General features: G+C 35.2%; 23 protein-coding genes and 2 riboswitches. All 23 genes read left to right on the top strand.

The window, feature by feature from the left end; genetic code table 11:
* Positions 1-401: GrpB family protein (locus ENO17_03650; protein HER24130.1), on the top strand; the 401-nt coding region annotated here is incomplete at its 5' end.
* Positions 377-1,537, top strand: coding sequence for an N-acetylglucosamine-6-phosphate deacetylase (locus ENO17_03645; GenBank protein ID HER24129.1), 1,161 nt, complete (start codon positions 377-379; stop codon positions 1,535-1,537). The genes ENO17_03650 and ENO17_03645, both read left to right, overlap by 25 nt.
* Before the next feature lie 305 nt (positions 1,538-1,842).
* Entirely contained in the window at positions 1,843-2,244 is a 402-nt protein-coding gene (locus ENO17_03640; protein HER24128.1) for a hypothetical protein, read from the top strand.
* Between the two features lie 82 nt (positions 2,245-2,326).
* Positions 2,327-3,313 (top strand): DUF2330 domain-containing protein, encoded by a 987-nt coding sequence (locus ENO17_03635; protein HER24127.1) that lies wholly within the window; start codon positions 2,327-2,329, stop codon positions 3,311-3,313.
* Positions 3,314-3,410: 97 nt separating this feature from the next.
* Positions 3,411-4,565 carry a Gfo/Idh/MocA family oxidoreductase gene (locus tag ENO17_03630; GenBank protein HER24126.1) on the top strand — a complete coding sequence of 385 codons (1,155 nt, stop codon included), beginning with the start codon at positions 3,411-3,413 and terminating at the stop codon, positions 4,563-4,565.
* A gap of 156 nt (positions 4,566-4,721) precedes the next feature.
* Positions 4,722-5,834: a DUF362 domain-containing protein gene (locus tag ENO17_03625; GenBank protein HER24125.1), complete on the top strand. Its 1,113-nt coding sequence runs from the start codon at positions 4,722-4,724 to the stop codon at positions 5,832-5,834.
* Between the two features lie 76 nt (positions 5,835-5,910).
* Complete coding sequence (locus ENO17_03620; protein HER24124.1) at positions 5,911-6,597, top strand: HD domain-containing protein; 687 nt, start codon at positions 5,911-5,913, stop codon at positions 6,595-6,597.
* 55 nt (positions 6,598-6,652) lie between these two features.
* Positions 6,653-7,300 (top strand): histidine phosphatase family protein, encoded by a 648-nt coding sequence (locus ENO17_03615; protein ID HER24123.1) that lies wholly within the window; start codon positions 6,653-6,655, stop codon positions 7,298-7,300.
* Positions 7,301-7,303: 3 nt separating this feature from the next.
* On the top strand, positions 7,304-8,212 hold the full coding sequence (locus ENO17_03610; GenBank protein ID HER24122.1) for a cation transporter: 909 nt from the start codon (positions 7,304-7,306) through the stop codon (positions 8,210-8,212).
* A 142-nt stretch (positions 8,213-8,354) separates the two neighbouring features.
* Positions 8,355-9,563, top strand: a complete 1,209-nt coding sequence (locus tag ENO17_03605; GenBank protein HER24121.1) for a hypothetical protein — start codon at positions 8,355-8,357, stop codon at positions 9,561-9,563.
* A 127-nt stretch (positions 9,564-9,690) separates the two neighbouring features.
* A complete protein-coding gene (locus tag ENO17_03600; GenBank protein ID HER24120.1) occupies positions 9,691-10,407 on the top strand; it encodes an HD domain-containing protein in 717 nt (238 codons plus the stop codon).
* A gap of 84 nt (positions 10,408-10,491) precedes the next feature.
* Positions 10,492-12,804: a tetratricopeptide repeat protein gene (locus ENO17_03595; protein HER24119.1), complete on the top strand. Its 2,313-nt coding sequence runs from the start codon at positions 10,492-10,494 to the stop codon at positions 12,802-12,804.
* 64 nt (positions 12,805-12,868) lie between these two features.
* A complete protein-coding gene (locus ENO17_03590) occupies positions 12,869-13,201 on the top strand; it encodes a bh protein (GenBank protein ID HER24118.1) in 333 nt (110 codons plus the stop codon).
* 262 nt (positions 13,202-13,463) lie between these two features.
* Positions 13,464-15,062: a LysM peptidoglycan-binding domain-containing protein gene (locus tag ENO17_03585; GenBank protein ID HER24117.1), complete on the top strand. Its 1,599-nt coding sequence runs from the start codon at positions 13,464-13,466 to the stop codon at positions 15,060-15,062.
* A 147-nt stretch (positions 15,063-15,209) separates the two neighbouring features.
* Positions 15,210-16,844 carry an ABC transporter substrate-binding protein gene (locus ENO17_03580; protein ID HER24116.1) on the top strand — a complete coding sequence of 545 codons (1,635 nt, stop codon included), beginning with the start codon at positions 15,210-15,212 and terminating at the stop codon, positions 16,842-16,844.
* Between the two features lie 171 nt (positions 16,845-17,015).
* Positions 17,016-18,020 carry an ABC transporter permease gene (locus ENO17_03575; protein ID HER24115.1) on the top strand — a complete coding sequence of 335 codons (1,005 nt, stop codon included), beginning with the start codon at positions 17,016-17,018 and terminating at the stop codon, positions 18,018-18,020.
* Positions 18,021-18,028: 8 nt separating this feature from the next.
* The gene (locus tag ENO17_03570; protein HER24114.1) at positions 18,029-18,910 is read left to right on the top strand and encodes an ABC transporter permease; all 882 of its coding nucleotides are present in this window, start codon (positions 18,029-18,031) and stop codon (positions 18,908-18,910) included.
* Between the two features lie 52 nt (positions 18,911-18,962).
* Positions 18,963-19,946: an ABC transporter ATP-binding protein gene (locus ENO17_03565; GenBank protein ID HER24113.1), complete on the top strand. Its 984-nt coding sequence runs from the start codon at positions 18,963-18,965 to the stop codon at positions 19,944-19,946.
* A gap of 5 nt (positions 19,947-19,951) precedes the next feature.
* The gene (locus ENO17_03560) at positions 19,952-20,914 is read left to right on the top strand and encodes an ABC transporter ATP-binding protein (protein ID HER24112.1); all 963 of its coding nucleotides are present in this window, start codon (positions 19,952-19,954) and stop codon (positions 20,912-20,914) included.
* A 327-nt stretch (positions 20,915-21,241) separates the two neighbouring features.
* Entirely contained in the window at positions 21,242-22,156 is a 915-nt protein-coding gene (locus ENO17_03555; protein HER24111.1) for a tetratricopeptide repeat protein, read from the top strand.
* 124 nt (positions 22,157-22,280) lie between these two features.
* A complete protein-coding gene (locus ENO17_03550) occupies positions 22,281-23,519 on the top strand; it encodes a glycosyltransferase family 4 protein (protein HER24110.1) in 1,239 nt (412 codons plus the stop codon).
* Between the two features lie 22 nt (positions 23,520-23,541).
* Positions 23,542-24,204 carry a hypothetical protein gene (locus ENO17_03545; protein HER24109.1) on the top strand — a complete coding sequence of 221 codons (663 nt, stop codon included), beginning with the start codon at positions 23,542-23,544 and terminating at the stop codon, positions 24,202-24,204.
* Between the two features lie 300 nt (positions 24,205-24,504).
* A riboswitch (cyclic di-GMP riboswitch) is annotated at positions 24,505-24,602 on the top strand.
* A 50-nt stretch (positions 24,603-24,652) separates the two neighbouring features.
* A riboswitch (cyclic di-GMP riboswitch) is annotated at positions 24,653-24,743 on the top strand.
* A gap of 31 nt (positions 24,744-24,774) precedes the next feature.
* A partial coding sequence (locus ENO17_03540) for a PKD domain-containing protein (GenBank protein ID HER24108.1) occupies positions 24,775-26,142 on the top strand: 1,368 nt, incomplete at its 3' end.

Below are 26,142 nucleotides of genomic sequence, written 5' to 3'. Positions count from 1 at the left end.
CTGCTATACCTGGAATTAAATCAAAACCTATAATTGATATACTTGTTGAAGTAAAAGATATTAAAGCAGTTGATCGGTATAATCATAAAATGGAAGAATTAGGGTATAAAGCGATGGGTGAGTACGGGATACCAAAAAGAAGATTCTTTAAAAAGGGAAAAAACAAAAGGACTCATCATATTCATGTATTTCAAGAAGGGGATAAAGAAATTGAAAGACATATCAGTTTTAAAGAATATTTAATTTCTCATCCGGATAAAGGACAGGAATATTCAAAATTAAAAGAAAAATTAGCAAATAAATATATTTACGATGTGGAAAGCTATACCAATGCTAAAGGTGATTTTATCCAAGAAATCGATAGGAAAGTAAAATTATGGAAGGAAAAATTACGAAAATAAAGGGTATTTCTGTTTTTGATAAGAAGCCAATAGAAATTGAAATCAAGGGAGGCTTTATAGAAAATATTGGCTTATTACCCGGGAATGAACAAAATCTACCTTATATCTCTCCGGGATTTTTTGACATTCAGGTAAATGGTTATAAAGGGAGCGATTATAGTTTAGAAGATTTCTCAGAAGAACATCTAAGAAATATTATTTCTAACCTTGCTGCTTCCGGAACCACCCAACATATCCCCACGATTATCTCCTCCCCCCAGGAGAGAATATTGAAAAATTTAACAATCATTTCAAAAGCGATAGATACATCTCCTGATATCAAGGAGGCTATTCCGGGAATACACATTGAAGGGCCTTTTATCTCCTCCGAAGAAGGTCCAAGAGGATGTCATGACCCGAGCTTTATTCGAGAACCCGATTTTGAAGAATTTATAAAGTGGCAGGAAGCATCCGAAGGACGAATTGTGATGGTGACTATTGCCCCAGAGAGGGAAGGTTCTATGGATTTTATTAATAAGGTTATCCGTACAGGTGTTAAAATTGCTATCGGTCATACCGGGGCAACTCCTGAAATAATTAACGAGGCCGTAAAGGCGGGTGCCCAATTTTCCACCCACCTGGGGAACGGCAGTTATCCGATTCTTCCTAAAGTAAACAATTATATCTGGGAACAATTAGCCGCTGATGAATTATTTGCGGGTATTATCTGCGATGGATTTCATTTACCTTCCTCGGCGGTAAAGGTGTTTGCTCGAGCTAAGGGCTTAGAAAGGCTAATATTAACGAGTGATGTCGCTTTTGCCGGAGGACTAAAGCCAGGTATTTATAAATGGGGGAATATGGGAATAGAAGTATTCTCAGATGGTCACCTTGGTCTTGCTGGTAGTGGTATCCTTGCCGGAGCCGGTCATCTTTTAGATTGGGATATTGCTCATTTTATCAGATTTACGGGAAATAATCTAGCAACCACCATCCCTTTATGTACTGTTAACCCGGTCAAAGTTATAGAAATGCCTCACAACTATGGTAAAATGGAAGCGAGAGCACCTGCCAACCTTACCCTATTTCATTATCAAGCTGGTGACGATAGGTTAAGGATTATCCGTACCCTATGCAATGGGAAGATCGTTTGTTAAAAATGCTATAAAAATACAAGGAGGGGTCTTCCGGGAGGTTTTTACAATTTAAAATTTCCTGTAGTTTACGAATTTGTTTGTTTAATGAGACTTCAAGTTTAACTTTAACCATACTTTAGAGTAAAAACTAAAATCTTTTGAGGATTTAACTTTTAAAAAGAGTATTTTAAATTATTTTGCAGAATATATATAACAGTCTAAAATTATTCAGAATAATTTGAAAAATGAAGAGTTAAACAGGATATGTTGAACTCTTACTAAAAAAATTAAGAGGAATCCAATAATTGAAAAGGAGATGATAAAAAATGAATAAAAAGATTCTATGGTTAGGACTAATGATGCTGATTATTATTTTTGTTACCGGCTGCTGTACTTCTATTATTCCCACTACAGGTCTTGCTAAGGTTGAGGAGATAGATATGTTAACCTTAGAGTCATTTCCTGTTCAGATATTTGTAATTGCTAGAGGATACCTTCCCGATCCCTGCACGGAAATTTCCGAAATCCTTCAGAAAAGAGAAGGTGATACTTTTTTTATCACTATTAAAACTTATCGTCCTCCCGGAGCCTGCATACAAGTACTCGCTCCCTTTGAAAAAATCATTCATTTAGAGGTTTATGGATTACCAGCCGGTACTTACACTGTTGATGTTAACGGAGTACAAGATACATTTGATTTAGAGATTGATAATATTCTCTTTATTTGATAAAGGCCGATTAATAAATGATAATGTCTTGCCTTAAATATAATTAGCTGTTAGATTTTAATTATAAAAGAGGTGAAAATTTTTGAAAAAAATATTCTTTGTGATTTTAATTTTTATCATGTTAACTTTCTATTTAGCTCCGATTTCTTTGGCTGATGGTGGTTTTTTTACCCAGTTATATAGAGATATATATGAACCCAATCAGTTAGCAATGATTGTCTTTGATGATATGGTGGAGAAGATCATTTTTCAGATAGATTATGAAGGAAATGCAGGGGATTTTGCTTGGGTTATTCCGGTGCCAGCTTATCCCAAATTATTCTCCGTTGAAGATGATATATTTTATGAATTACATCAGTTAACTCTACCTCCCCCTCCTTCGAGTTTTGGTTGTGGGTGGGGAGGAGGTATCCCGGTTCCTGGTTTAGAAGATGAAGACGGAGTACAAGTTTGGGAAGAAAATCAGGTGGGAATTTATTCCACCACTACCTTATCTGCCACTGATCCAAATAGTTTAGAGAAATGGTTAAATGATAATGGTTATGCTTTTCCAGTAGAAGGCCAAGAGATATTGAATTATTATATACAAAAAAATTGGTTTTTTGTGGCTATGAAAATTCAACACGAAGATACAATAAATAACTCTGAGAACTATTCCGGTGCTATTCAACCCATAGGTATAATGTTCTTTTCCGATGACCTGGTCTATCCTTTAAAAATCAGTACACTAAGCACACCATCATGGGGAACTGAAGTATTGATCTATGTTTTTTCTGAGGAAAGAGTAACTTTTCCTGGAGCAGCGGAAGAATATAGTAAAATGATTACTCCAAATGAATTAAAGGAATATCCCATTTTACAGGGCTTGATAGATGAAGCCTTTGTTCTAACAAAACTGAGAAAAAATTTTAGCGCTGAAGAAATGGTGGAAGATTTAATATTGATTCCCACTCCCGAATATATTGCTTTGGGGAATATAATAGATTTCAATTCCCCGGTAGGACAATTTGTTTTGGTCGTAGGAATTTTTGTTATTTTATTGAAGATAAAAAAGAGGGATTCTTCTTAAAAAAATTAAATTAAGAAATTAAAAAGACAAGTTATTAAAAAGGGCAAGACGTAAAAAATAAAAACAAGAGAAGAGAAGATGGAAAGAGGTAAATTAAATGAACGAAATGTTAAATTTTGGTATGGTTGGGGGCGGAAGCGGCTCTCTAATTGGGGAAGTTCATCGCAAAGCTGCCTCTTTTGACCGCAAAGCAAAATTAGTTTCCGCATGTTTTTCCAGAAGCTATAATAATACTTTGTCTACAGGTGCAAAACTTGATTTAGATCCCAGGCGACTCTATAAAAATTTTAAGGAAATGTCTGATAAGGAGGGAGTAAGGGAGGATAAAATTGATTTTGTTGTCATTGTGACTCCGAATAGTTCACATTTTGAGATAGCCAAAGCTTTTATGGAAAAAGGTATTAATGTAGTGTGTGATAAACCCTTGACTTTAAAAGTTGAGGAAGCTGAGGAATTAGCGGAATTAGCTAAGAAAAAAAATCTGCTTGGTTGTGTGACTTATACTTATTCCGGTTATCCCATGGTAAAACATGCTCGTGAGATTATCACTAAAGGTGAGATCGGAAAGATTCGGATGGTTATGGGAGAATATCTCCAGGAATGGTTAGCTAAATTAGTTGAGAAAGAAGGAAAAAATAGGCAAGCATTATGGAGAACAGATCCCAAATACTCTGGGAAGTCTAATTGTGTAGCAGATATCGGATGCCATATCGAAAACATTATCTCTTATGTAACCGGTTTAGAAATTGATTCCCTTTGTGCTAATTTAGACATTTTTGTAAAGGGAAGGGCGCTTGACGACAATGCAGAAATTTTAATCAAATATCGCAATGGAGCTCGGGGAATCTATTGGTGTTCCCAGGTAGCTATTGGACATAATAATGGTTTAAAGTTTCGTATTTTGGGAGAAAAGGGTTCAGTTGAATGGCAGCAAGAAAAACCTGATTATTTAAAAGTTGCGTTTCATAACCATCCGCTTCAGATTTTATCTCGGGGAAGAGATAGTTTGTATCCTTTAGCTTTGAGAGTCTCTCGGCTTCCAGGAGGGCATCCTGAAGGCGTATATGAAGCTTTTGCCAATATTTATTTAAATTTTTACAATGCCTTACTGGCTAAAAAAGCAGGAAAACCTTACCAGAGTGAGAAAGAATTGGATTTCCCTACTTTTGAAGATGGTGCAAGAGGAGTCAAATTTATTAATAATTGTGTAAAAAGTTCACAAGGAGGAGCATGTTGGATATCGGGAAGTTGATTTTACCTTTAAAATAAGGTTTTTGTTCTTTTATGTGAGATAATTTATAATAAGATTAATTTTTTGGTGAATAAATAATTTGCTTTGATAGTTTTATTTGTTTAAAATGATAAAAAGCTTTTTTTAAATTATTGGGAGGAGTGGAAAGTAGACATAATGGATAGAGCAAAAGTTTATTTTACAGATTTAAGGGCAAAATCGGGGAAGAACTTATTAGATAAATTAAAAAAATTAGTTTTAGAAGCTGGGATTAAAGAGATTGATTTTAGGGATAAGTTTACCGCTCTAAAAATTCATTTTGGAGAACCGGGAAATCTATCCTATATTCGGCCTAACTATGTGGCTTGTATAGTAAAATTGATTAAAGATTTCGAGGGAAAACCATTTTTAACCGATGCTAACACTCTTTATTACGGAAAAAGAGCTAATGCCATAGACCATTTAATTACGGCGATGGAAAATGGATTTAATCGGATTGGAGTAGGATGTGATGTGATAATTGCCGATGGTTTAAAAGGGACTGAATATCGTCAGATCTCTATTGACCAAAAACATTTTCAAGCTCCCAAGATTGCTTCAGCTATTGCTGATGCCGATATTATTATTTCTCTAACTCATTTTAAGGGTCATGAAATGACCGGGTTCGGAGGGACTTTGAAGAATTTAGGGATGGGCAGTGGTTCACGAGCTGGCAAGATGGAGATGCATTCTAATTCTAAACCCAAGATCATTCTCAAAAATTGTGTCGGCTGTGGCCAATGTATTAAAAACTGCTCCCAGGAAGCTATTCATTTTAATGAAAATAAAAAAGCGGAAATTGATTATCAGAAATGTATCGGCTGTGGTCAGTGTGTAGCGGTGTGTCAATATAGGGGGGCTGTTGCAGGTTCCGATGATTCGACCGGTATGGTTCAAGAAAAGATTGTAGAATATACCTATGCTGTTTTACAAGGTAAACCTCATTTTCATATCAGTTTTATCATGAATGTCTCCCCTTATTGTGATTGTTGGGGCTATAATGATATGGCTATCGTCCCGGATATCGGGATGGCTGCCTCTTTTGACCCTGTAGCCCTGGACAGAGCTTGTGTCGATTTAGTAAATAGAGCTCCTATGATTAAAGGTAGTATTCTGGAAGAGAAGCATTTTCATTATGGAGAAGATAAGTTCGGACATATCCACATTGATACCGATTGGAAAATAGGGTTGAATTATGCGGAAAAAATAGGTATTGGTACACAGGACTACAACTTGATTGTAGTTAAATAAAATAGGATGGGAAAAATAAATAGTCTTTAGATAGGTCAAAAACCCTTCAAACGACGACTTTCCCCTATCAGGGAATATGGATAGACAAGAGATAATTAAAAAAACAGAATTATTTGTAAAAAAAACCTTAAGTAAAGATGGAACTGGTCATGATTGGTGGCATATTCATCGAGTAAGGAATTTAGCTAAACGAATTGCTCGAGAAGAAGGAGGAGATATATTTTTAGTAGAATTGGCAGCTCTTCTACACGATATAGGTGATTATAAGTTCTTTAAAGGAGACGAAGAAGCTGGGGCAAAGAAGGTCGGGGAGTGGCTTTCTTCTCTTAAAGTTTCTCCCTCGATTATCAATAAGATTGTAGAAATTACCTCTCGGATATCTTTTATGCATACTCTACCGATCACAGGAGAAAGAGGTGATAACAAGGATTTTCCTTCTTTGGCAATCTCTAAGGAATTAATGGCGGTGACTGATGCTGATCGTTTAGATGCTATGGGGGCAATAGGTATTGCCCGGGCTTTTACCTATGGAGGATCTTTTAATCGGATAATCTACGACCCCACCATTAAACCAATTAAATCTATCAGTAAGGAGCAGTATAAAATTAGCGAGGCACCATCCATTAACCATTTCTACGAAAAATTACTGAAACTTAAAGAAATGATGTATACCAAATATGGCCGTAGAATAGCCAAAAGGAGACACCGTTTTCTAAATCTTTATTTAAAGCAATTTTTTAAAGAGTGGGGAGGAAAAGTGTAAGAAAAAATTTCACTTCCTTTTTCTACATTTTATTAGTCCTGAATAGGAGGTAAAAATGTATAAAGTTTTTAACGGAACACAAATAATTCTTGTAAGACACGGAGAATGCGAAGGAAATATTAAGGGAATATTTAGAGGGAGAACAGACTTTCCTTTAAATGATAGGGGACTTGTTCAAGCAAAGGATTTAGCACAGGAATTGAAAAGCTTTCCTCTTAAATGTATTTATACCAGCCCTCTCTCCCGAGCAAGGCAAACCGCCGAAGAAATAGGTAAGCAATGTGAAATCAAGGTAAAGATAGAAGAAGGATTTAATAATATTGAACTGGGGAGCTGGGAAGGACGTTTTAAAAAGGATATAGCCCAGGAATACCCGAAGGAATGGGAGCTTTGGAAAAAGAATCCAGAAAAACTTCAAGTACAGAATATGGAGACCCTCTATGAAGTACAAAAAAGGACAAAGATTTGCCTAGATAGGTTAGCTTCTAAACATAAGGATGAAACTTTCGTAGTGGTGAGTCATCGAGCAATACTGAAACCACTTATTGCTGCCTGCTTGAATATTACCTCACCATATTTTTGGAAGATTCATCTGGATACGGCTTCTTACAGTCTTCTTTCTTACAAAGAAAATAGAGGATATTGTTTGATGCAATTGAATCAGACTAAACATTTAAAAGAATATATTAGTGAGTGGGTATAAAAAATGAAAATTAATCAAAAAAAACAAATATCAAAAAAAGATAAAGCCTTTATCGGGTATTTAGAGGGAAGTATTTCAATCATCGTAAATACCATCCTTTTTGGTTTAAAATACTGGGTAGGAATTACGACTTATTCTATAGCCATCATTGCTGACGCTTGGCATACCTTGTCTGATTCACTTACTTCACTGGTAGTGATTATAGGATTTAAAGTTTCATCTAAACCTGCCGATAAAAAACACCCCTACGGTCACGGCCAGGCGGAGATAATTAGTTCGGTTATCATTGGTACCTTATTGGCTGTGGTAGGTTGTAATTTTTTAAACGCCTCTATTCAAAAGTTTATCAATCATCAATCTGCTTCTTACGGAACTTTCGCTATAGTAGTTTTTGTAATTTCTGTTATTGTAAAAGAAGGATTAGCACAGTTTTCTATACGTGCTGGAAAGAAAATAAATTCTCAATCACTTGTTGCAGATGGTTGGCATCATAGAAGTGACGCTCTTGTATCTCTTATGGTAGTGGCTGGGATTTTTATTGGGGAATATTTTTGGTGGGTGGATAGCATTATGGGCATCGTAGTATCTTTGGTCATCTTCTATACTACTTATATCATTTTAAAAGAATCAATCAGTACCTTGATTGGTGAAGAGCCATCGGAGGATTTTGAAATAGAGATCAGGAAAGTTATTGCCAATAACGTTTCTAATGATGTTAAATTACATCACCTTCATTTGCATAAATATGGTGATAATAGAGAATTAACTTTTCATATTCGATTACCTGCAGAGATGAGATTAGAAGAAGCGCACAGAATTTCAGAAAAATTAGAAAAGGAGATAAAGAGAGAAAAGAACATTGAGACTACCATCCACATTGAACCAATTATATCAAGAGGCAGTAAAAAATAGTTAACCTGAATCTATGTTCAAGGTATCAAAAAAAGGGAAATAATCATTTATTAAAAAATATTCAAATAGTCATTTTTTGATCCAAAGAAAGAAGCGGTTTATAAGAAAAACTTATATTAAGAAAAGTAAAAAGGAAAAGAGTTTGAAGTTAAAGAATAGAAATATTATTTTTGTAGTAGCCTTTTTAATATTAACATCCCTATCAATTTGTAGTGCTGGTGCAGAGTCAAGCATAAGGGAGGAGATTAACCAATTCCAGGGATTTTCGGGAGTTTTAATAAAAGATTTAACCACCCAAGAAGTATTATTTTCTTATAATGAAAATAAATTTTTCACTCCCGCATCTCTTACTAAAATATTTACCTTGCTGGCGGCTCTGGAAACACTCGGTAAAGACTATACTTATTCCACTTCTTTCTGTTTCTCCAGTACTACTCCCGGAGAGATAAACGGGAATCTGTATGTGGTAGGTAGTGGAGATCCCACTCAATCTCCGGAAGTCATTAGAAAGATAGCAGATACCTTGGTGCAAAAATATAATCTCAGATATATCTCGGGGGGTATTGTATTGGATAACTCAAAATTTTTACCTGAAGACTTTTTAGGAAGAGGGTGGATGTGGGATGATAAAAATCCCTTAATTGGAGCATTAACTGTAATGGGTTATGAAGTCAGGGAAAAACAAAATTCTTATCTTAATAAAATGCCTCTTCACTGGGGGGATATTTTTTATCAAGAGTTATTAAAAAAGGGAGTAAAGATAAATGAGAGTGTTCAGGTTGGGGAAATCCAAGAGAGACTGAAGGTGAAGTATGTTTATTATTCTGATACCCTGGATAAAATACTAGCTCGTATGATGAAAAAGAGTGATAATCAGAGTGCTGAAAATATTTTTCGTACATTGAGTCAGAAGAATAATCCTGAAGAGGCGTATAGTATTAGTCAGGCTATTACCTCTTTAGAAGAAACCATAGATATAGTTCTGGGTTTAAAATGGGGAAAAGATTATATTCTTGTGGACGGGTGTGGGCTCTCTGAATATAATCTTATGACTCCTGCTAGTTTAATAGAAGCAATTTCCTACCTTTATCAAAAGTACGATTTTGGGATATTGGATTATTTTGCCAATACCGAAGAAAGCGGTACTCTAAGAAAACGTTTACCTTTTCAGATATGGGGTAAAACTGGCACCTTATCCTCGGCTTCAGCAATGGCTGGGTTATTACAAACTAAGAACAAGAGATGGCTAATCTTTTGCCTTATGGAAAATAACTTTATCTTTAATAAAGATAAAAATGATCCTAAAATTTTTGAAAACAGAGTAATGGAATACCTCTATGAAAATTGGTAGCACTAAAAATATTTTTCATAATTTACCTCTTAAAAAGAGGATTTTACAGTAATATGGAATAGTCATATAATAAGGGAGGATCATCAAGATCTATCAATTAATAATGAAGGAAGTGTAATTTTAAAAAATGAAAGATGAGGATAAGGAAAAATCACAACTTATAAAAGAATTACAAGAAATACGCGAAAAAGTAACTAACTTAGAAGAGATAAAATTAAAGTATAACCGGGTGAATAGGAAACTTGAGCAAGCTGATAAAAAATTAAAAAAAATGATAGAAACTGCTGCTAATATCATTAATAAGGTAGTTGAAATAAGAGATCCCTACTCCATTGGTCATCAACAGAGAGTCTCACAGCTTGCTACTACTATAGCCCAAGAGATGGAACTTCCCAAAAGTAAGATTGAGGGAGTCAAAATTGCTTCATTGGTTCATGATATTGGAAAGCTTAATGTGCCCATCGAAATCATTAGTAAACCCCACAAGTTAATTGATGTAGAATTTAATTTAATTAAAAATTATCCCAAGGTTGGTTATGATATTTTTAAAAAAGTAGACTTTCCTTGGGATGTTGCTCAAATTGTCTTCCAACATCAGGAAAAAATAGATGGGTCAGGTTATCCGAGAGGATTAAAAGGTGATGAAATTTGCATAGAGGCAAAGATAGTAGGAGTAGCGAATGTGATTGAAGCCATGTCTTCTTATAAATCTTATCGACACGCACTTAGCATCGATGAAGCTTTGCATGAAATTGATATGAATAAGAATATTCTTTTTGATGCTGAAGTGGTAGATGCTTGTATCAAACTCTTTAAAGAGAAAGGTTTTAAATTTGAGTCTTAACAGCAAAACGAGTTGTATCAAACGATTTACCATATCGTACTGAATTACCAAGAATTAATAAAATGATGGATAAGAGTGGGTAAAATGAAAACTGCAATAATATTTTTTTTAATAATTATTTCAACTATCAGCTTATTGGGTGCAGAGATTGCTTTGGCGACTAATAATGAGTTAACGGAATTTGAAATCCAACAGTTAAAGATATTAAAACTTTCTAAAGTGGTGGAAGGACAAACTTCAAATATTCAATTGAAAGAAGATATGGAAAATTTTAAGATAGGATGGGAATTATACCAACAAAATGATTATCAACGAGCAATTTCCGAATTGTTAAAGATAACATATTCCACCCTGAATTTACCCCTTTATATCAAATCCCAATTTATATTGGGGAATTGTTATAGAAAGATTCAAGATTGGGATAGCGGGATAGAAGTTTTCAAAAATTTAGCAAGAGATGATCCTATTTTGACAGATTATTCTCTCTTCTTTTTGGCTGAAACCCATAGCCTTAAGGGTGAAAATCGCGAATCAATAGCTATTTATAAAGAGATAATAGAGAAGTTCCCTCATAGTTTAAATATTTCTGAAGTTAACTACCAGATAGCCCAGAATTTCCACGAATTAAAGGATGTAACTTCTGCAGTAATTTATTATAAAAATATCTTAAAAGATTCACCAGATAAAGAGCTTAAAGCAATAGTTTTACTTGAACTTTCTGAGATATACTGGCAAGAAAAAAAATATATTGATTCTTTAAACTGTTTATATGAGATTTTAGATGAAGGTTATAGGCTTAAAAGAAATTCAGAACCGGAAGAATTATTGATTAGATATTTTAATATAATTAAAGAAGATTTAAAAGATATACAAGTTCCTTACCATATAATGGTAAAATGCGCCGATATTTTATTTAAATACCGGAGGTATAGTTTAGCAGGGGATTTATATAGCGAAATTATTGAAACCTTTCCCCAGGCTTCCGATATTGTAGAAGTTTATTATAATAGGGCAAGGTCTCTATATTATAAAAAGGAATATAAAGAAGCCTTTAATCAGTGTGAGGAGATTATCGCAAAATTTCCTCCCAGCGAAATTATTATTAAAGCAAATTATCTTGGGGGTAATTCTCTACGTGCTTTAGGTGAGTTTTATTTAGCAATGAATAAATATGAAAAAATTATAGAACAATATCCCGAAACCTATTATGCCCGGGAATCTTATCTCCGTATGGCAGAATCTTATTCCCAATTAGGAGAATCAGAGAAAGAAATTTCTTTACGCAGAAAATTAATAGAACACTATCCTAGTAGTGACCAGGCAATGACTACATGGTGGGATTTAGGACGGTATTATACCAAGAACAATAAAGAACCAGAAGCATTAGAAGCGTATCGGGCATTGTCGGAGAAATTTTCCAAGAGTAGATTGGGAGATGATGCTCTTTACTGGAGAGGAAAAACCTTACAAAAAATGGGATTAAAAGATGAGGTAAACTCTATTTATGAGAAACTTCTTCATGATTACCCCTTAAGTTATTATGCAGAGAGGATTTTCGAACAGAGAGAAGAAGCTAACACTCCTTTACTTTTACCCCTTGTTTCTAATTCTCAAGAAAAGGGATTTACCAGTTTAGAAGATTTTTTAAGCAAGTATGATAAAATAAATGAAAAAGGACAGCTATTTTATCTTAAAGCAGAATTATTGGGGGATATTGGTTTTTATCAAGAAGCATTAATTGAATTAAACGGAGCATTAAATCTTAATCCTGGAAATATCTTTTTATTATTCAGATTAAGTGATTTTTATCAGAAGAATACGGATTATTATGATTCTTTAAGTTATTCGGAGATAATCTTTAATTATCTTAAGGATAATTACCCTTTAGAAGAATTACCTCTTGAATTATGGGAACACCTTTACCCGGCATATTTTGAAGATGTGGTTAGAGAAAATGCTTTAAAATATAAAATAGATCCCTTACTCGCCTTAGCTATGATAAGAGAGGAAAGTCGTTTTAATACTTGGAATGAATCTGTAGCGGGAGCTCGAGGTTTGATGCAGATAATCTTTTCTACCGGAGAATGGATCGCTCAAAAGTTAAATTTTAAAGATTTTAATGACGAAATGCTCTTTTCTTCTGAAGTGAATATAAATTTGGGTTGTTGGTATATCGGTTATTTAAAAGAAAGATTTTTAAATGATCCTATTTTGATTATTTCGGGATATAATGCTGGCCCGGGTACAACCAGTAAATGGTTAGAGCAATATGACAGGTCTGACCTGGATAGTTTTGTAGAAAATATTCCTTACTCTGAGACCAGAGAACATATAAAAAAAGTAATGAAATCTTACCAGATATACCGGAGACTGGAGCAGATTTCCAATGGAAAGTAAATGGAATGTTTCTAACTCAATCAAAAAAGGAGGTAGAAGTTCGATATAACGAACTTAAGAAAAAATGACACGTCAAGTAAAAGCTCAACTCTTTTGCCTTCACTGCAACAAGGAAACCAATCATACCATTACTTATAAAGGTGAATATTTAGAAGATATTAAGTGTATTATTTGCGGAAATGAAATCAGAATTAACCGAGAAAAATTATTAGAAACTTACACTACTGATTTTATAGAAAGGGTGCTAACTAAACCTCAACGAATAACTGAAGAGGTAAAAAAAGATCTATCTCATTTTCTAAAGTCTATACCCATCAGAATTTTAACTAAACCTTATCGCGTTGCCCGGGAGATAGGAGATATATTGCATAAAGAAAAGGGGAAAAATGGAAGGTGAAAAAATTAATTGGTCAATTTGCCAATCTATCAATTATTTTAGTTGATAGTAATATTTATTTTGCCCGAAGAAAATCAGAAATTGATATAAACATAGAGTAATACAGTGTACTATACTGATAACAGAAAACAAAATAGAGAAAAAATTGACAAATTTAACAAAAAACAATAATATTATAGTAAGAAATTGCACAAATTAAGGCGGTTTTACCAAGTGGAAGAGTATTGTGCTGCAAAATAAGTAGCGAAATATCTGCAAACAAATGCTCTTATTCAAGTATAAACGAGCAAGAAACCATAAAATTCCAAATTTTGAAATTGGAAGAATCTGGTGTTTTGCGAAATGGTTTATTTTTTTCTTCATTCTATTTATTAATTTCTTGAACACAGGAGGGCAGAGGATGTATGTAGCTCAAAAACATAATTCTAACCAGAAAAATTCCGTTATTTTTTTCATTCTGCTTTTATTTTTTATCTTCTCTATTTCTTTTTACTCTTTTGCTGATAATAATGATGAATTTATTGCCTATAAAATTACTAAGGGTGATACTCTATGGAGCATTACCCAACAATACAAAACATCCTTGGAACCGATCTTATCTATTAATAATATTGAGGATAAAGATAGTTTATCCATCGGTCAAATCATTAAGATTCCTCGAAACAATCTCCCGGTCGATGATTATACTACATATATCGCAAAAAAAGGAGATAATTTATGGTCAATCGCCCGAAAATATAAACTTTCGGTGGATTCAATCCTTGCTACCAATAATCTGGCCAATTCAGAATTTATTTCTATAGGAGAGATAATTAAAATACCTTCTCATGAAGATGCTGTTACTGAAACAGATATAGTTGAACATAAAGTTATTGATGAAAAGAATACTATCCCAAATAATAATATCAGTCAACCCGAAAATTCAGAATCGATTGTTTATGAAGTTAAAGCGGGTGACAGTCTCTGGAACATCGCCCGGAAATATGGAGTTTCGGTTGAATTGATTACTGATGTAAATAATCTCAAAGATAAAGATCTCTTATCACTTGGCCAAAAATTAGAGATTCCCGGAGTAGGAGGAGGAATCTCTGATTTCGACCAGAAACAGGAACCAACCGTTATTACTTATACGATAGCAAAAGGGGACACCTTATGGAGCATTTCCCAGAGATATGATGTCAATATGAATACCATTATCTCTACTAATAATTTAAAAGAAATATCACAACTATCTATAGGTCAAAAATTAAAACTACCAATAACTAATATGAATATCGCCAGATTAGAAGAACATACCCAGGACACTGAAGCAGAGGAAATAATTTATTATGTGAAAAAAGGAGAAAGTCTCTGGAGTATTTCACATGAATATAACGTAAAGTTAGAAGCCATTATATCTGCCAATAGTATTAACGATGCTTCTAAAATTTCTGTAGGACAACAATTAAGAATTCCTAATATACCAGGTGTAAAGCTTAGTACGCGGAATTTTATCTGGCCGGTAAGAGGAAGAATTACGTCTCCCTATGGAATGAGAGTTTTAAAGGGAAGGAAGGATTTTCATGCAGGTATTGATATTAGTGGTCCTACCGGAAATAATATAGTAGCTGCCGAGAATGGTAGGGTAAGTTATGCAGGTTATATGAGAGGATATGGAAATGTAATTATTTTAAGTCATGATGGAGGATATTCTACTGTATATGGTCATAACTCGATTAATTTTGTGAAGACAGGTCAGAGCATCAAAAAAGGTGTTGTCATTGCTAAGGTGGGAAGTACGGGAAATGCGACAGGGTCTCACCTACATTTTGAAGTAAGATTAAACGGTAAACCCATTAATCCTCTTTCGTATTTAAATTAATACCTTACTTTTTTGTTACTAATATAATTGCAATTAAAATTGAAATTTGTAACAATGATATGATAGGGAGAAGAAAGAAAGGAGGGAAATTATTTAAAAAATTAGTTGATTGCTGTAATTAAAAAAGTATTATAAAGGAGAATAAATATGAAAATTAAATTGTTTATGGTTCTATTATTAGCAATAGGATTAGTAGTTTGTGTAGTTGGAACCACTTCTGCATCAGGTACCCTGGTATTTGGCAGTAGTGGTGATGCTTCCAGATTAGATCCCGGTGATGTAACCGATGGAGAATCTATCCAGAGAATGGATAACATTTTTGAGGGATTGGTGGAGTATGAGGCAGGTTCAGTGTTAATAAAACCATGTTTAGCTACTTCCTGGGAAGCATCTGAAGATGGAACAGAGATTGTTTTCCACTTAAGAGAAGGGGTTAAATTCCATGATGGTACAGACTTTAATGCTGATGCAGTAGTCTTTTCTTTTGCCCGCCAGTACGATACTACCCATCCTTATAATCAATATGGTGAGTGGGCTTATTGGGGGTATATGTTCGGTGATGTAGATAGGATGGAGAAGATAGATGACTATACTGTAAAGTTAATCTTAAAAAGACCGAATGCCTCTATTATGACCAGTCTCGCTATGTTCACGGTTAATATTGTAAGCCCAACCAATGCCGAAAAATATAAGGAAGATGCCTTTAAAAATCCCTGCGGAACCGGTCCTTTTAAATTTGTCGAATGGGTAAAGGACGACCATATTACCCTGGAAGCAAACGAAAATTATTGGCGGGAAAGAGCCAAGCTGGATAAATTAATCTTCAAAGTTATTCCTGATCCTTCAGCCAGGCTTATGGCTTTGGAAGTGGGAGAAGTTCAAGGAATAGAATATCCCAACCCAGCTGACTTTGAGAGGATAAAAACCAATAAAGATTTAGTATTAATGAGCGCACCGGGAATGAATATTGGTTATATGGCTATGAATACCGGATATGGATATATCGATGAAAATAAAAATGGTGTTCGTGATCTTGATTCAGAGCCTTTAGTTAAAACTCCGGGATATTTTGAACCTCTTACCAATAAAAAAGTAAGACAGGCAATTAATATGGCTATTGATAAACAATCGATAGTGGACAATATTTACATGGGGACAGCCATTAAAGCTACCAATGGAATGCCTCCCTTTATGCTGGGTTATAACGATGCAATAGAAGATTATCCTTATGATCCTGCGAGAGCTAAACAATTGTTAGCCGAAGCCGGCTACCCGGATGGTTTTGAGGTTACTTTGTATGTCATGCCAGTATCCCGACCCTATATGTTCGATCCTCCTAAGATTGGTGAAGCAATTCAAAGTTATTTGGCTGCAGTGGGCATTACTGTAAAATTCTATCAGGTTGATTGGGGAACTTATCTCCAGGAGACTGAAGCTGGGAATCACCAGATGTGTTTATTGGGATGGACTGGTGATAACGGAGACCCGGATAATTTTATGAACGTATTATACGGAGCCAATACTTGTTCTATTGGCGCAGCTGGAAATTATGCCTTCTATACGAATAATACTAACCAGGAATTGCTTTCTGCAGCTTTAGCTACCTATGATGCGGAGAAGAGGGCAGCCTACTATAAGAAAGCTCAAGAAATGATTCATGAAGATGCCGGTTGGGTGTATCTGGCTCATTCAACTCAGAATGTAGTCTTTAGAACAAATATAAAAGGTTATGTTCTTAATCCAACTTCCAGAAAATTCTTCTACCCGGTTTGGATAGAATAGACAAAACTCTCTTAGTTTGCATTTTCCTAAATGGGAAGGGGTGACTGAGTTACCCCTTCCCCAAATGAAATGAAAATGTGCCTACAAGGGCACTTTTTTTATCTTATTGCATTTTAATAGTTAAAAAGTATAATAGTATAAGCATAATGAAAAAAAGATAGGAATGAGTATATGAAGTGGTATATTACCAAAAGATTATTCATGTTGATTCCGGTATTATTAGGCGTATCTATTCTCGCCTTTACTTTAATTCGCTTAGCTCCTGGTGACCCGGCAGTTACGATAGCCGGAGAACATGCGTCTCCTCAGATGATTAATGCCATCAGAGAAAAATATGGATTAGACAAGCCTCTAACGATTCAATATTGGATCTGGCTAAAACAGGTTTTACATGGAGATTTGGGACGTTCTATCGTGTCTAATGAATTCGTAGCCAAAGAAATATTGGAAAGATTTCCTAATACTATCGAACTGACAATGTTATCCATGTTTTTTGCTGTCATTGTAGGTTGTATTGCCGGAATTATCTCTGCTTCGAGGCAGTATTCGATTTTTGATTACGGTTTTATGGGGCTTGCCCTTTTTGGCGTATCAATGCCCGTTTTCTGGTTAGGAATTATGTTAATGATGATTTTTGGTGTTTGGCTGAGATGGTTTCCTATCAGTGGGCGCATAAGTATGATGATTTCTTTCCAAAGAATTACCGGCTTTTATCTGCTGGATAGCCTCATTACCGGTAATTTCGCAGCTTTCACAAGTTCCCTTCGTTATTTAATTTTACCTTCCATTGCTCTATCTACTATCCCAATGGCTACCATTGCCCGGGTAACCAGATCGAGCATGTTAGAAATATTAAGACAGGATTTTATAAGAACTGAAAGAGCAAAAGGATTATCAGAGAGAATGGTCATCTATAAACATGCGGTAAGAAATGCTATGATTCCGGTAATTACCGTAATTGGATTGAATTTTGGTTTACTACTTGCCGGAGCTATCTTGACAGAAACAGTCTTTTCCTGGCCGGGAATAGGCAGATATGTGATAAACGGAGTAACTATGAGAGATTATCCTGTAGTTCAGGGATGTGTATTATTTTTTGCTTCCATGTTTGTCATTGTGAATCTGATAACTGATATTGTTTATGTTTATATCGACCCAAGAATTCATTACGGATAGGTAAAAAAATGAAAAGAACAAGAGAGACCAAAACCCATGAATTAGTAAGAAGGCTTAAATATAATAAATCAGCGGTCTTTGGCTTAGCAATTGTTGTCATACTGATTTTATGTGCCTTATTAGCTAATTATATTGCTCCCAATAACCCTACTCCTTCTCCTCCGGAACTTTTCAAGGCCTTAAAACCGGGATTCTGGAGCGAAGATGCAGTGGAAGGTATGCCCTTGGGGGCTGATGCCCTGGGAAGATGTATCTTAAGTCGAATTCTTTATGGAGCAAGAGTCAGTTTAACTGCTGGTTTTGTAGCAGTGGGTATTGCTATGATTTTAGGAATCACTTTTGGAACTTTGTCTGGTTATTATGGCGGTTGGGTGGATGCACTTATTATGAGAATAGTTGATATTATGTTTGCCTTTCCAGCATTGTTACTGGCTATTGTCATTGTAACCGTTCTGGGTCAGGGATTGGATAAAGCCATGATAGCAATAGGCATAGTTTATACCCCCCAGATGGCCAGGATTATCAGAAGTTCGGTACTCTACATTAAAGAGATGGAATATATTGAAGTCCAAAAAGCAATCGGGTCGAGCGATGCAAGAATTATTTTTCGCCATGTTCTACCCAATAGTATGGCACCGGTCATTGTATACGGCACCTTGATGTTAGCCTCTGCCATTTTAGACTGTGCAGCGCTTGGTTTTTTAGGGTTAGGAGCTCAACCTCCCACTCCGGAATGGGGTGCCATGCTCTCTAAAAGCTATTCCTATATTGTAAGTGGCGCATGGTGGGCAGCAACATTTCCCGGACTAGCGATATTATTTTCGGTTATAGGTCTCAACCTATTAGGAGACGGCTTAAGAGATATTTTAGACCCCCGGCTTAAAACTTAATGCTGGAACAGGGGATGGTTCTCTGTTCCATTAGGATAAAGAGAGACAAGGTATGAAAACATTACTGGACATAAAAAATTTAAAAACTCATTTTTTTACCCATGAGGGAATAGTAAAGGCTGTAGATGGCGTCAGTTTTAAAATTAATCAAGGGGAAACTTTAGGACTTGTAGGAGAATCCGGAAGTGGCAAGAGTGTTACTGCCTTGTCGATTATGAGATTGATTCCTCATCCTCCGGGAAGGATTGTAGGTGGAGAAATACACTTTGAGGGCAGAGACCTCTTGAAATTAGAGGATAAAGAAATTAGAAAAATAAGGGGGAAGAAAATATCGATGATCTTCCAAGAGCCCATGACTTCATTGGACCCGGTATTTACCATTGGATATGAAATTGGAGAAGTCATTCAATTACATCAGGGGTTAAATAAAAAAGAGGCCAGAAAAAAAGCCATAGAGATATTAAAAATTGTAGGAATACCGGATGTAGAGAAGAGAATAGATAATTACCCTCATGAGTTATCCGGGGGGATGAGACAGAGAGTGATGATTGCCATGGCTCTATCATGTAATCCCACTTTGCTTATTGCTGATGAACCGACTACTGCCCTTGATGTTACCATTCAAGCTCAGATTTTAAGATTAATTAATGAATTAAAAGGCGAATTTGGAGCATCGGTGATGTTAATAACACATGATCTGGGAGTCATTGCGGAAATGTGTGATAATGTAGCAGTAATGTATGCCGGGTATATTGTAGAATATACAGATATATATACACTTTTTAACAACCCGCTTCATCCTTACACCAAAGGCTTAAGCAAATCAATACCCCGAATGAATATTGATGTAGAACATCTCAATGCTATTCCGGGCATAGTTCCTAATCTCCTTGATTTGCCTACCGGATGTCCATTTCACCCCAGATGTGATTTCAGTTTTAAAAGATGTGTTGAAGAGATGCCAGAACTGATAGAGATAGAAAATTCTCATCTAGTAAAATGTCATTTAATCAAGGGGAAGATAAGGAGCAAATAAGTAGAATGGAAAAATCGGTAGAAGTTAAACATCTAAAAAAATGGTTCTGGATAGGTAAATCACCTTTAGGTAAGAAAAAGGCAGTTAGGGCGGTAGATGATGTAAGTTTTTATGTGGGGAAGAAAGAAGTTCTTGGCCTGGTGGGAGAATCAGGATGCGGAAAAACGACCTGTGGGAAAACCATACTGAGAATATTAGACCCAACAGAAGGCAAGATCTATTTTAATGGTCAGGAAATAACTCATTTAAGAAAAAAAGAGATGATCATGATTAGAAGGAAGATGATGATTATCTATCAGGACCCCTTTGGTTCCCTCGATCCCAGAATGACTATAGGAGCAACTATTAATGAACCAATGGAAGTACATAAGATTGGTTCTAAAAAAGAACGAGAAGAGAGGGTCATTGAGATTATGGAAAAGGTTGGTCTTCTTCCAGACCAGGTAAACAGATACCCTCATGAATTTAGCGGCGGCCAAAGGCAGAGAATAGGAATTGCCAGAGCTTTAGCAACTGGTCCGGAATTTATAGTTGCTGATGAATGCGTTTCTGATTTGGATGTTTCCATTCAAGCTCAAATTATTAATTTATTACAGGATTTACAGAAAGAATTTGGATTGACCATTTTATTTGTAGCTCATGATTTAAGTGTAATAAAACACATCTGTGATAGAGTGGCAGTCATGTATTTAGGTAAGATAGTAGAAACTGCCCCAAAAAGAGAATTATTTAATAACCCTAAGCACCCCTATACCCAGGCTTTGCTTTCCGCCATACCCATCCCCGATCCTAAATTTAGAAAAAAAGGTCAAATTTTAATGGGTGATGTTCCCAGCCCGGTAAATCCTCCTTCAGGATGCCGATTCCATACCAGATGCTCTTATGTAAAAACTATATGTAGGGAAGAAGAGCCGGCACTAAAATGTTTTGAAAATAATCATTATATAGCCTGCCATCTATTTTCTTAAATAATTAGAAAAAATTAATACTTATATTTCTATCAATAATTTCCATTGATTTATTTTACCTAAATAATCAGATATGATTATTTTTCCTTTCCAATTATTCCTTGATAATAGAGCTATCCTTATTTCTTAATCTGCTCTTTCTCAGTATGACAGGTAGTATAACCTGTTTTAATTTAATTCTCGGTTTTTTATTCTCTTTAGGGGATTTGATTCAAGAATGAGATGCAGCTCCGGAAATATAGAAGGATATTTATAAAAAATAGAGAATTATGTTATAATATAAACATCCTTAGAATTCAGAATAAAGATTAAAAGGAGGGTTCTAAAATGAGAGAAAGATATCTAAAAAAGTATTTGATAGTAGGGTTAATTATTTATGGATTATTAATAACCGTAAGCCTTAGTTTGGCAGCGGGTCAGGGAGAAGTTGTCTGGGATACTCTTTCACAGGAGGCATCCGATTACCTAAAAATGGCGATAAATAAGATGGAAGATGCAATTAAGACCTATCAAGGAATTAATTACCCTAATAAAGAGTTGTGGGCTGAAGCGATTGATTATGGTGAGAAAGCTATTGAAGCTGATCCTAAATTTATAGAGGCTCATTATCGCCTTGCTCAAATTTATCAATATACTAATTGGTATTACCGGGAAGCAAGAGAGTGGGAGAGATATATTGAACTTATTCAAAGAAAGGAAGTAATTTCTCAGGAAGCTAAAATGAGATTAGCTTTTGCATATTATCGGTTAGGATATGCGGATTATCAAAGGGAAGATTATGGCGGTTGCATCCTATATTTGCAAAGCGCAATTGAGATTGACCCAGAAATGACCGAAGCACACTACTGGTTAGGTCGTGTATTCTATGAAATTGGTAAATTGAATGATTCTCTTTCTTCCTGGCAAAAAGTATTGGAGATCGATCGTAATTATCCTAAGGCTCAATATTTTTGTGCTAAAGTAGAAAATTCTATAAGATTCGGAAAAGAAGCCTATTCTCATTATGAAGCAGGATATAACCTTTATGAGAAAGGATTATTTGAAGAAGCAACTTATGAATACCGTCAGGCAGTCCGGTTCAACCCTAATTTTTCTTTAGCTTATTATTGGTTGGGAAGAATTTATTATGAACGGGGTAATTATACGGAAGCGATGAATAATTGGAAAGAAGTTTTGCGCTTAGAACCGGAAAATACAAAAGCAGAATATTGGTTAAAACAAGCAGAAAAACAACTGGAATAACCTATAGTGACTAATTGATAGTCTTTTGAAGAGTAGATAAGCCTATTTTTCTAAAAACGAGGGGTAAATGAATTTGCCACCCCTATAAAAGAATAGTATAATTTTGAATTAGGGAGAAAACAAAATGAGGATTGCTTTTTTTACCAATTGTTATAAGCCACTGGTTAACGGAGTTGTCACCAGCGTATCTTCATTAAAAGAGTCGTACGAAAGAAAAGGGCATGAGGTTTATATCTTCGCTCCCAAGGTGGAAGGCTATATTGAGCAAGAGAAGAATGTATTTAGATACAGGTCGGTGAATTTAATTAGCAAAGTAAATTATCCTCTCCCCATACCATTATCCTTTAAAGTGAAAAAAGTTATCACCGAATTTAATCCTGAAATCGTCCATATACATCATCCCTTTTTACTTAGCTCTGCAGCCATAATGTATGGCAAAAAATTAGGTATTCCCAAAATCTTGACTATTCACACTCAATATGAACAATATGCTTATTATATTTACCCCATACCAGAAAGACTGACTCAAGAAGCAATCAAGATGATAATTTCGAATTTAGCATATAAAACTGATTGTATTACTACGCCTTCTGCCTCAATGAAGGAATTAATAGAAGGTTATGGAATTAAAAACAGAATTGAGGTTATTCCCAACGCAATCCATTTAGTTTCCTTCAGGGAAGATGATGAACTGAAAAGAAGGGAAATTAAAAGAAAATACCACCTGAAAGAAGAAGATAAAATAATTCTCTTTGTGGGCAGGGTAGCTTCAGAAAAGAGTATTGATAAGATTATACAAGCATTAGCAATTATTAAGAAAAGGGGCATGGGCAAAGAAAAATTATTAATTGTAGGCAGTGGACCAGACATGGATGAACTAAAACAACTTACTCGAACTTTGAAATTAGAAAAGGATGTAATATTTGCCGGCACAGTAAGTTATGAGGAAATTCAGCACTATTATAAAATGGCTTATGTATTTACTATCACTTCAACGACAGAAACTTTTGGAATAGTAACCATAGAAGCCTTGGCTTCCGGAGTCCCTGTCTTAGCGGTTAAAGCTCCAGGAGCAATAGATATATTAACAAATGGATTAGATGGACTATTGGTCGATAACGATACTATTAAATTTGCTGATGCTTTGGAAAAAATAATCCGAGAGCCAGAATTAAGAGAAAAGCTCTCTGAGGGAGCATTAAAGACATCTGAAAAATATAGTATTGATACAATTTCTGAAAGAATGTTAAATCTTTATCGCGAAGTAATCGAGATAAAAAAATCCAAAAACAAAGAGAAGAAAAATTTTATCAAAGATATTCTGGCTATAAACTATGAGGGGAAAATAAAAAGTGGAAAATAGAACCCTAATCTATTTTATTTTTATGTTCTGGATATTTTTAGTATTATCCTGTACAGGCTATACGGCTTCTGAAGAGATAACGGCATCAGAAATAATTAACAAATCGATCGAAGTATTGGAAGAAATGTCAATATCAGAGGATAGTGGAGCCTTTGGAGCTCTTTTGAAAGAAGCAAAAGGCATAGCTATTTTTCCTTCAATTATTAAAATGGGATGGGGAATCGGTGGACAGTATGGAAAAGGTATGATATTTAGAAAAGACAGCAGGATAGGAATATGGTATGGTCCTGCTTTTGTCAAGATTAAAAGCATAAGTATTGGCCCCCAGATCGGTATTCAATCAATTTCCCTGGTTTTAGTGATTTCCAACGAACGGGGAATGGAAGGATTTATGGAAGATAATATTACTCTGGGTGGTACGGCCAGTATTGCTGCAGGTCCATTAGGGAGGTCTCTTTCAGCAGATACAGATTATAAATTTAAAGCATCTATATATTCTTATTCTATAAGCAAGGGGGCTTACATCGGTGCTTCTTTTCAGGGTTCAATGATTGAAGAGGATAGTGAGGCAAATAAATTATATTATGGAAAGAGAATTACCAACCAAGATATATTAGGAAATAAAATTACTATCAATCCAACAGTATTGAAATTAATCTTACTAATTAAGAGTATTGGCAAATAATATTTTCATATTAGTAACTTTTAATTTTCTATTTTTTTTATATATTTTCTTGACAATTTCAAATTAATAGTGTTAATATAAAGTCGGTGTAGTGTAATTGTATTTAATTTAACTAAGAAATTAGGACAACTATATACCTACTTTAGAAAAAATTAAAAAAATTGACCGACTAATGTCTAAACTTGTCTAATTTGGGGAATATAATATAATAAAAAAGAAGAGATAATAAATTACCTAATTAATAAAAGGTTTATGATTATGTATTACAGGGAGGTGACCTGGATAAGAAATTTTTTAAAAAGTTGAGAAAGGTAAACTATCCGAAAGGGTAGGACGCAAAGTCCCGGGTCTAAAGTACTAAGTTAATTAATTAGTACTAAGACTGCTCGACTGCCGGCTTTTTTTCGTTTAAATTGAGGAAATACGTGAGTTAAAGTATTTTTTAAGTAAATGAAAAAGGCAAACCACCCGAAAGGATGGGACGCAAAGTCATGGGTTTAAAGCACTTATAAAAGTGCCATAATCGCCAGACCGCCTAAAAGTAAAATTTTTTCGCAGGAGGCGATTTAAATGAAATTAAGTTTTAAAACCATTTTACCGTTACTTTTAATTTCCGCATTGTTAATCTTATTTAATGGATGCATGGGAACTGTTCCCGATGAAAGCCCTGGATATACCCCTGGAACCACAACTATTACCGGTATAATAGCAGCACCGTGCTGTTCTACTTCATCAACTGTAATAAGTGAGGATACTGCCCCTTCTGATTGGTGTCTTCAATGTGCGAAAAATTGGTTTCTTCAGAAAAATATTGCAGTAATTCTTACTTACGAGGGAGAAGAAATTGCTTCAACAACTACTAATGCAAAAGGTGAATACACTTTTAGCAATCTTTCAGTTGGTGAAAACTACGTAATTACCGCTATATGTCCGGATGATGGAGGAAAAGCACTAGTTAAAGATTTAGTTAAAAAAGTTATTGAGGGTGAAGATTATGATGCGGGAATTACTGATTGTGAATCTACCGCTCTTGGTTTAATAGTAGATGCTTTGGTAAATTTAGGAATAAGCAGTGAATATATTATCTTGGAAGATATCCAAGGTTCTGCAAAATTTAAACCATTTATCCAGGCAGTGTGTGAAGTATTAGAAAAATGCGGAGATGTTACTTCAGATGATAATGTTCTTGACCAAGGAAATTTAGTATTAATGGAAGTTCTTGGAGATAATCCAGGATGGACTGGCGGGGAGGTAATATGTGTATTTAACCCACCGGATAACCCTTGTTTGGGAGTACCTCCACCTACTGCTAATGCCGGACCGGATCAATCTTTTGAGGTATGTTTAGGTGGAACTAAAAACGTAAATTTAACTGGTTCTGGTTCAGGGAAAGGCACTATCAGTTATTCATGGAACTTTGGTAATGGTGGATCAACTATTGATTCCACAACCCAAAATCCACAGAATATTCCTTTTGCTGGTGGCGTATATAATGTTGTACTAACTGTTACAGATGATTGCGGAAGTTCGACTGATACAATGGTAGTCACCATTACCGAATTACCAGCACCTACTGCTAATGCAGGACCAGATCAATCCTATGAGGTATGTCCGGGAACTACCAAAGACGTAGATTTTACTGGCTCCGGTAGTGGCACAGGTGCCTTAAGTTATGCCTGGGATTTAGACAATGATGGCCAGTTTGATGATTCTACCGCACAAGATCCACAGGATGTTGCTTTTGGAGAAGGAACCCATGCAGTAACCTTACAGGTAACCGATCAATGTAGCAGTACAACCGATACAATGGTAGTCACCATTACCGAATCTGCTGGTGTTACCGCTGACGCAGGAGAAGACCAAGAAGAAGAGGTCTGCCCTGGAACTGATGCCCTCATCGATCTTGATGGCTCCGGTAGTGGCACAGGTGCCTTAAGT

The organism is Candidatus Atribacteria bacterium, assembly GCA_011056645.1.
Classification (GTDB): domain Bacteria; phylum Atribacterota; class Phoenicimicrobiia; order Phoenicimicrobiales; family Phoenicimicrobiaceae; genus Sediminicultor; species Sediminicultor quartus.
This window is presented reverse-complemented; position numbering and strand designations above follow the sequence as displayed.